At 32.4% G+C, this 774-nt stretch carries 1 protein-coding gene; it reads left to right on the top strand.

The genetic code is table 11. The features are described 5' to 3' along the window. Positions 1-505: DUF5977 domain-containing protein (locus BLX24_RS33175; RefSeq protein ID WP_177225999.1), on the top strand; the 505-nt coding region annotated here is incomplete at its 5' end. Positions 506-774 lie beyond the last annotated feature (269 nt).

Genomic DNA, 774 nt, shown 5'->3' with positions numbered 1-774 from the left:
AAATTGTACTACAGGAAAAGTTGGCAAAGCGCCGTTAATTTATATAGCAAGTGGTTTATATAGCTCTACAATAAGTCAGTCAGAAGCAGATACGAAAGCTGACTCAGCCTGGAACGAATTAAATACACAGTCCTATGCAAATATTAATGGAATTTGTACAAATAACCCTTATATTATTGCTAATAAAACTATCCAAATATTCACAACAAATTATCATGATATAAAAATAAAGGTTACGGTAAGCATGAATACTGATGAAACATATACTGTAACATTAGATATTAGTAGTAATACATTGTGGCTAACAAGCGTTTCTTGGAATAAAGCACCTATCATAATAAATGGAGGGAATAGCCTTGCGACGCAATATACTCAAGTTTTAAGTAAAAATAACAAAGGTTTTGTCATCCCATCATCAACTGTTTCATGGGTTCTTTTTGAAAAAAATAATACAACTGGTTCATACGGAGGAAGTACTACTATACCCTCTTTTACGTTATACTGACAAAAATGGTTTATCATAAAAAGACAGGTATTATATTGACCTTATTAAATTATTATTTTGTAATAATGATTTAATAAGGTCAATATAATACTAAATCGGAGACCAAAGGCTGTGTAATTGAGCTATAAATTATACGACTGTCATCAAGAAAACTTCGGAAGATCTTCAGAAACGTGAAAAAAGGGCCAACAATGTAACTAAATGCACCCAGCAAGTGAATTTGAGTCTGTGAAAGGCACAGCGCATCTGGAAAACCTATCAGCAACAAG

This window comes from Arsenicibacter rosenii, assembly GCF_001870735.1.
In the GTDB taxonomy this organism is placed as follows: domain Bacteria; phylum Bacteroidota; class Bacteroidia; order Cytophagales; family Spirosomataceae; genus Arsenicibacter; species Arsenicibacter rosenii.
This window is presented reverse-complemented; position numbering and strand designations above follow the sequence as displayed.